Raw genomic sequence first — 7,807 nt, forward strand, 5'->3', positions numbered from 1 at the left:
GCTCAGCGCGTTCGCTCTTCCCGGCTACGGTGTCCTGATCGCAGTCCCGTTTGAAGCTGTTCGCGTTTCATCTCAGATACGAAATTCCTCCGACCCGGAGATATCAAATGAAAGACCTGCTCAACCTCTTCAATCAGCAGCGCCAGACGCTGGATTTCGATGCGATCAAGATCGCGCTGGCGTCGCCGGACCTGATCCGTTCGTGGTCCTACGGCGAAGTGAAGAAGCCCGAAACCATCAACTACCGGACCTTCAAGCCCGAGCGTGATGGCCTGTTCTGCGCCGCCATCTTCGGACCGATCAAGGACTACGAATGCCTGTGCGGCAAGTACAAGCGCATGAAGCACCGTGGCGTGGTCTGCGAAAAATGCGGTACCGAAGTCACCCTGGCCAAGGTGCGCCGCGAGCGCATGGGTCACATCGACCTGGCCTCGCCGGTTGCGCACATCTGGTTCCTCAAGTCGCTGCCGTCGCGCATTGGCTTGATGCTGGACATGACCCTGCGTGACATCGAGCGCGTGCTGTACTTCGAAGCCTATGTCGTCACCGAGCCGGGCCTGACCCCGCTCGAGCGCCGCCAGCTGCTGACCGAAGAGCAGTATCTGACCGCGCGTCAGGAGTACAACGACGACTTCGACGCCGCCATGGGCGCCGAGGCTGTGTATGAGCTGCTGCGCACGATCGACCTGCAATCGGAAATGACTCGTCTGCGCGAGGAAATCGCCAGCACCGGTTCCGAAACCAAGCTCAAGCGTTTGACCAAGCGCATCAAGCTGATCGAAGCCTTCCTGGAATCGGGTAACCGTCCGGAGTGGATGGTCATGACCGTGCTGCCGGTGCTGCCGCCGGATCTGCGTCCGCTGGTGCCGCTGGATGGCGGCCGCTTCGCGACCTCGGATCTGAATGATCTGTACCGCCGCGTGATCAACCGCAACAACCGTCTGCGTCGCCTGCTGGAGCTCAATGCTCCGGACATCATCGTGCGCAACGAAAAGCGCATGCTGCAGGAATCGGTCGATGCGCTGCTGGACAACGGCCGTCGCGGTCGTGCCATCACCGGCACCAACAAGCGTCCGCTGAAGTCGCTGGCCGACATGATCAAGGGCAAGCAGGGCCGGTTCCGTCAGAACCTGCTCGGCAAGCGCGTGGACTATTCCGGCCGTTCGGTCATCACCGTCGGTCCGTACCTCAAGCTGCACCAGTGCGGCCTGCCGAAGAAGATGGCGCTCGAGCTGTTCAAGCCGTTCGTGTTCGCCAAGCTGCAGCGTCGTGGCCTGGCCACCACCATCAAGGCCGCCAAGAAGCTGGTCGAGCGCGAAGAAGCCGAAGTCTGGGACATCCTGGAAGAAGTGATTCGCGAGCATCCGGTGCTGTTGAACCGCGCGCCGACCCTGCACCGCCTGGGCATCCAGGCGTTCGAGCCGGTGTTGATCGAAGGCAAGGCCATCCAGCTGCATCCGCTGGTCTGTACTGCCTTCAACGCCGACTTCGACGGCGACCAGATGGCTGTCCACGTTCCGCTCTCGCTGGAAGCCCAGCTGGAAGCGCGTGCGTTGATGATGTCCACCAACAACATCCTGTCGCCGGCCAACGGCGAGCCGATCATCGTGCCGTCGCAGGACGTGGTGTTGGGTCTGTACTACATGAGCCGTGCCCTGGAGAACAAGAAGGGCGAAGGCATGGTGTTCGCCAACACCAGCGAAGTGAAGCGCGCCTACGACAACCGCGTGGTCGAACTGCACGCCAAGGTCAAGGTACGCATCACCCAGGTGGACGTGGAAGCCGGCGGCAAGCGCAGTAGCGGCACCTCGATCGTGGACACCACGGTCGGTCGTGCGCTGCTGAGCGAAATCCTGCCCGAAGGCCTGCCGTTCCAGCTGGCCAACACCGAGATGACCAAGAAGAACATCTCGCGCCTGATCAACTCCAGCTACCGTCTGCTGGGCTTGAAGGACACCGTCGTGTTCGCCGACAAGCTGATGTACACCGGCTACGCCTACGCAACCCGCGCCGGCGTGTCGATCGGTATCGACGACATGCTGATCCCCGACGAGAAGAAGGGCATCCTCACCGAGGCCGAAGCCGAAGTGCTGGAAATCCAGGAGCAGTACCAGTCGGGTCTGGTCACCGCCGGCGAGCGCTACAACAAGGTCGTGGACATCTGGTCGCGGACCAGCGAGCGCATCGCCAAGGCGATGATGGACACCATCGGTACCGAAAAGGTCGAGAACGCCAAGGGCGAGACCATCGACCAGAAGTCGATGAACTCGCTGTACATCATGGCCGACTCCGGTGCCCGTGGTAGCCAGGCGCAGATCCGTCAGCTGGCCGGTATGCGCGGCCTGATGGCGCGTCCGGACGGCTCGATCATCGAGACGCCCATCAAGGCGAACTTCCGCGAAGGCTTGAACGTGCAGGAGTACTTCAACTCCACCCACGGCGCCCGTAAGGGTCTGGCCGATACCGCGCTGAAGACGGCGAACTCCGGTTACCTGACCCGCCGCCTGGTCGACGTGGCGCAGGACGTGGTGATCACCGAAATCGATTGCGGCACCACCGAGGGGTTGATCATGACCCCGATCGTGGAAGGCGGCGACGTGGTCGAGCCGTTGCGCGAGCGCGTGCTGGGCCGCGTGGTGGCCGAGGACGTGTACCTGCCGGGCAACGACGAAGAGCCGATCGTCACCCGCAACACGCTGCTCGACGAAGCCTGGGTGGCCAAGCTCGAAGACGCCAGCGTGCAGTCGGTGAAGGTGCGTTCGACCATCAGCTGCGAATCCTCGTTCGGCGTGTGCGCACGCTGCTACGGCCGCGATCTCGCACGTGGTCACCAGGTCAACATCGGCGAAGCGGTCGGCGTCATCGCCGCGCAGTCGATCGGTGAGCCGGGCACCCAGCTGACCATGCGTACGTTCCACATCGGTGGTGCGGCGTCGCGTGCGGCTGCGGTGGACAACATCACCGTCAAGACCACCGGTTCGGTGAAGTTCAACAACCTCAAGTCGGTGGCGCATGCCAGCGGTTCGCTGGTTGCGGTCTCGCGTTCTGGCGAACTGTCCGTGCTCGATGGCCATGGCCGCGAGCGCGAGCGTTACAAGCTGCCGTACGGCGCGACCATCACCGCCAAAGACGGCGATGCGGTCAAGGCCGGGCAGAGCGTTGCCAACTGGGATCCGCATAACCACCCGATCGTGTCGGAAGTGGCCGGTTTCATCCGCTTCATCGACTTCGTCGACGGCGTCACCGTCATCGAGAAGACCGACGAGCTGACCGGTCTGGCGTCGCGCGAAATCACCGACCCGAAGCGTCGCGGTGCACAGGCCAAGGAGCTGCGTCCGATCGTGCGCATCGTCGATGCCAAGGGTAACGACCTGACGATTCCCAATACGGATCTACCGGCCCAGTACCTGCTGCCGCCGCGCTCCATCGTCAACCTGCAGGACGGCGCTGCCGTCGGCGTGGGCGACGTGGTGGCCAAGATCCCGCAGGAAGCGTCCAAGACCCGCGACATCACCGGTGGTCTGCCGCGCGTTGCCGACTTGTTCGAAGCACGCAAGCCGAAGGATCCGGCGATCCTGGCCGAACGCTCGGGCATCATCAGCTTCGGTAAGGACACCAAGGGCAAGCAGCGCCTGATCATCAAGGATACCGATGGTTCGGAACACGAAGAGCTGATTCCCAAGTACCGCCAGATCATCGTGTTCGAAGGCGAACACGTGACCAAGGGCGAGACCGTGGTGGACGGCGAGCCGAGCCCGCAGGACATCCTGCGTCTGCTGGGTGTCGAACCGCTGGCCGCTTATCTGGTCAAGGAAATCCAGGACGTGTATCGCCTGCAGGGCGTGAAGATCAACGACAAGCACATCGAGGTGATCACTCGCCAGATGCTGCGTAAGGTCGAGATCGTTGATCAGGGCAACAGCAAGTTCCTCAACGGCGAGCAGGTCGAGCGGCAGCGCGTCATCGAGGAAAATGCCCGCCTGGTCAAGCGCAACGAACTGCCGGCCAAGTACGATCCGGTGTTGCTGGGTATCACCAAGGCATCGCTGGCCACCGAGTCGTTCATCTCGGCGGCATCGTTCCAGGAGACCACCCGCGTGTTGACCGAGGCAGCCGTGCGCGGCACCCGCGACAACCTGCGCGGTCTGAAGGAAAACGTGATCGTGGGTCGCCTGATCCCAGCCGGTACGGGTCTGGCGTACCACGCCGGACGTCGCAAGGCCTCGGGTCTGACCGACTCGGAAATGGAAACGCTGTCGGGCAAGCCGGCAGTCGCCGAACCGGTCGCCGCAGTGGCCGACGCTGGCGCGGACGAGGAGTAAGCGCTCCGACGGCGGTCGCAAGATCGCCGTAAGCCAAGCGAAAAGGAGGGCAGGACGCCCTCCGTTTTCCGGCCTTGGATGGGCCAGCAGGTTCAGATTTCGTGAAGTTGACGGAGTTTCGTCCTGCCAGCTATACTTCTCTGTCTCGGTGGGCCGGTTTCGGCCTGCCTTTGTTTTCGTGCAGGCCGTCTCGGCCTATCAATCAGAAGAATCAACTGATGACGACGATCAATCAGCTGGTCCGCAAGCCTCGGCAAGTGACCACCTACAAGAGTGCCTCTCCGGCACTGGACAAGTGTCCGCAGCGCCGTGGCGTCTGCACACGCGTCTATACCACTACCCCGAAGAAGCCGAACTCGGCCCTGCGTAAAGTCGCCAAGGTGCGCCTGACCAATCAGGAAGAGGTCATCAGCTACATCGGTGGTGAAGGCCACAACCTGCAGGAGCACTCCGTGGTCCTGATCCGCGGTGGCCGCGTCAAGGATCTTCCCGGTGTGCGTTATCACACCGTCCGTGGTTCGCTGGACGCCGCCGGCGTCGCCAAGCGTCGTCAAGGCCGTTCCAAGTACGGCGCCAAGCGCCCGAAGAGCTAAGGAAATACTCAAATGTCCCGTAAAGGTTCTACTCCGCAGCGCACCGTCCTGCCAGATCCAAAGCATGGCAGCGAAACCATTGCCCGCTTCATCAATATGGTGATGCAGAGTGGCAAGAAGTCGGTTGCTGAGAAAATTGTCTATGGCGCAATGGACGTCATTGGCGAAAAGAATCCGAATGCCATCGAACTGGTGCAGAAAGCACTGGACAACGTGGCCCCGGCTGTCGAAGTTAAATCGCGTCGCGTCGGTGGTGCTACCTATCAGGTGCCCGTCGAAGTGCGTTCCTCCCGTCGCATGGCCCTGGCGATGCGCTGGTTGATCGATTCCGCGCGCAAGCGTGGCGAGAACACCATGCCGCGTAAGCTGGCTGCAGAGCTGTTGGACGCCTCGGAAAGCCGCGGCGGCGCGATCAAGAAGCGCGAAGAGACCCACCGCATGGCGGAGGCGAACAAGGCGTTCGCACATTACCGCTGGTGACCTCGGGGGCCTTGGTAACGGGGCCCTTCAGCACCATATGAGTGCTGTTTGCGACGCATCTTGCGTCGCATCCAATCCGAAGGCCGCCGAAAGGCGGCGTTCGGCCATCCGAAATCCAAGAAATTGAGAGGCTCCCCGTGGCCCGCACCACCCCTATCGAGCGTTACCGCAACTTCGGCATCATGGCCCACATCGATGCCGGCAAGACCACCACGTCCGAACGCATCCTGTTCTACACCGGTGTGAGTCACAAGATCGGCGAAGTCCATGACGGCGCTGCAGTGATGGACTGGATGGAGCAGGAGCAGGAGCGTGGTATCACCATCACCTCCGCTGCGACCACCGCGTTCTGGTCGGGTATGGACAAGTCCATGCCGCAGCACCGCTTCAACATCATCGACACCCCCGGGCACGTTGACTTCACCATCGAAGTGGAGCGCTCCTTGCGCGTGCTCGACGGTGCGGTGTTCGTGCTGTGCGCCGTGGGTGGCGTGCAGCCGCAGTCCGAGACCGTGTGGCGCCAGGCCAATAAGTATTCCGTGCCGCGCATGGCATTCGTCAACAAGATGGACCGTACCGGTGCCAACTTCGACAAGGTCGTTGAGCAGCTGAAGGCCCGTCTGGGTGCCTATGCCGTGCCGATGCAGGTGCCGATCGGCGCCGAAGACGGCTTTGAGGGCGTGGTCGACCTGCTGAAGATGAAGGCGATCCATTGGGATACCGCATCGCAGGGCACCACCTTCGAATACCGCGACATTCCGGCCGACCTGGTCGATGTCGCGACCGAGGCGCGTTCGTTCATGGTCGAGGCGGCTGCAGAAGCCAGTGAAGACCTGATGGACAAGTACCTCAACGAGGGCGACCTGAGCGAGCAGGAGATCCTGTCGGGTCTGCGCGAGCGCACCTTGAAGGTGGAGATCGTGCCGGTGTTCTGCGGCTCGGCCTTCAAGAACAAGGGCGTGCAGGCCATGCTCGACGGCGTCGTGCATTTGCTGCCGTCGCCGGCGGACCGTCCGCCGGTGCAGGGTATCGACGAAGACGAGAAGGAAGACACACGCGCCGCGACCGATACCGCGCCGTTCTCGGCGCTGGCGTTCAAGATCATGACCGATCCGTTCGTGGGCTCGCTGACGTTCTTCCGTGTCTACTCGGGCACGCTGAACTCCGGCGACCAGGTCTACAACCCGGTCAAGTCGAAGAAGGAGCGCGTGGGCCGCATCCTGCAGATGCACTCCAACAATCGCGAAGAGATCAAGGAAGTGCGCGCGGGCGACATCGCCGCTGCCGTGGGTCTGAAGGACGTCACCACCGGTGACACGCTGTGTGCGCAGGACAAGATCATCACCCTGGAGCGCATGGTGTTCCCGGAGCCGGTGATCTCGATGGCGGTGGAGCCGAAGACCAAGTCGGACCAGGAAAAGATGGGCATGGCCCTGGGGCGTCTGGCGCAGGAAGATCCCTCGTTCCGCGTCAAGACCGACGAAGAATCCGGCCAGACCATCATCTCGGGCATGGGCGAGTTGCACCTGGACATCATCGTCGACCGCATGCGTCGCGAGTTCAATGTCGAGGCCAACGTCGGCAAGCCGCAGGTGGCCTACCGCGAAACGATCCGCAAGTCCGACGTCAAGTCTGATTACAAGCACGCCAAGCAGTCCGGTGGTAAGGGTCAGTACGGTCACGTGGTGATCGAGCTGTCGCCGATGACAGAGGAAGAGCGCAAGAGCGACAACGTCAAAGACGATTTCTTGTTCGTCAACGACATCACCGGTGGCATCATTCCGAAGGAGTTCATCCCTTCGGTCGAAAAGGGTCTGCGCGAGACGATCACCAGTGGTCCGATCGCCGGCTTCCCGGTGGTGGGCGTGAAGGTCAAGCTGGTGTTCGGCTCGTACCATGACGTCGACTCCTCGGAAATGGCGTTCAAGCTGGCTGCATCGATGGCGTTCAAGCAGGGCTTCGCGAAAGCCAGCCCGGTGTTGCTGGAGCCGATCATGAAAGTCGAAATCGTCAGCCCGGAGGATTACCTGGGTGACGTGATGGGCGACGTGAGCCGCCGTCGTGGCGTGTTGCAGGGTCAGGACGACAGTCCGTCGGGCAAGATCATCAACGCGATGATACCGCTGGGTGAAATGTTCGGTTACGCCACTTCGCTGCGCTCGATGAGCCAGGGCCGTGCGACGTTCTCGATGGAATTCGACCACTACGAAGAGGCACCGGCCAACATCGCCGACGCCGTCACCAAGAAGGGCTGAGTTCGCTCAGCCGCTTCTCACAAATTTTCAATTAGAGGTAGTTAGTCATGGCAAAAGCTAAATTCGAGCGCACCAAGCCGCACGTGAACGTCGGCACCATCGGTCACGTTGACCATGGCAAGACCACGTTGACCGCTGCGCTGACCAAGATCGGTGC

General features: G+C 61.9%; 5 protein-coding genes. All 5 read left to right on the forward strand.

The window, feature by feature from the left end:
- Positions 1-107 precede the first annotated feature (107 nt).
- A complete protein-coding gene (gene rpoC, locus EO156_RS18325; RefSeq protein WP_003486736.1) occupies positions 108-4,322 on the forward strand; it encodes a DNA-directed RNA polymerase subunit beta' in 4,215 nt (1,404 codons plus the stop codon).
- Between the two features lie 218 nt (positions 4,323-4,540).
- Positions 4,541-4,915 (forward strand): 30S ribosomal protein S12, encoded by a 375-nt coding sequence (gene rpsL / locus EO156_RS18330; RefSeq protein ID WP_016849638.1) that lies wholly within the window; start codon positions 4,541-4,543, stop codon positions 4,913-4,915.
- Between the two features lie 12 nt (positions 4,916-4,927).
- Positions 4,928-5,395: a 30S ribosomal protein S7 gene (gene rpsG / locus EO156_RS18335; protein ID WP_005917592.1), complete on the forward strand. Its 468-nt coding sequence runs from the start codon at positions 4,928-4,930 to the stop codon at positions 5,393-5,395.
- A gap of 137 nt (positions 5,396-5,532) precedes the next feature.
- Positions 5,533-7,650 carry an elongation factor G gene (fusA, locus tag EO156_RS18340; RefSeq protein ID WP_005917595.1) on the forward strand — a complete coding sequence of 706 codons (2,118 nt, stop codon included), beginning with the start codon at positions 5,533-5,535 and terminating at the stop codon, positions 7,648-7,650.
- Positions 7,651-7,697: 47 nt separating this feature from the next.
- On the forward strand, positions 7,698-7,807 hold a 110-nt coding region (locus EO156_RS18345; protein WP_133161696.1), incomplete at its 3' end, for a GTP-binding protein.

The organism is Xanthomonas sp. DAR33341 (genome assembly GCF_003992815.1).
Classification (GTDB): Bacteria; Pseudomonadota; Gammaproteobacteria; order Xanthomonadales; family Xanthomonadaceae; genus Xanthomonas; species Xanthomonas cissicola.

Coding starts and splice junctions, on each gene's coding strand:
- rpoC (WP_003486736.1), top strand. CDS start 108: ATGAAAGACCTGCTCAACCTCTTCAATCAGCAGCGCCAGACGCTGGAT.
- rpsL (WP_016849638.1), top strand. CDS start 4,541: ATGACGACGATCAATCAGCTGGTCCGCAAGCCTCGGCAAGTGACCACC.
- rpsG (WP_005917592.1), top strand. CDS start 4,928: ATGTCCCGTAAAGGTTCTACTCCGCAGCGCACCGTCCTGCCAGATCCA.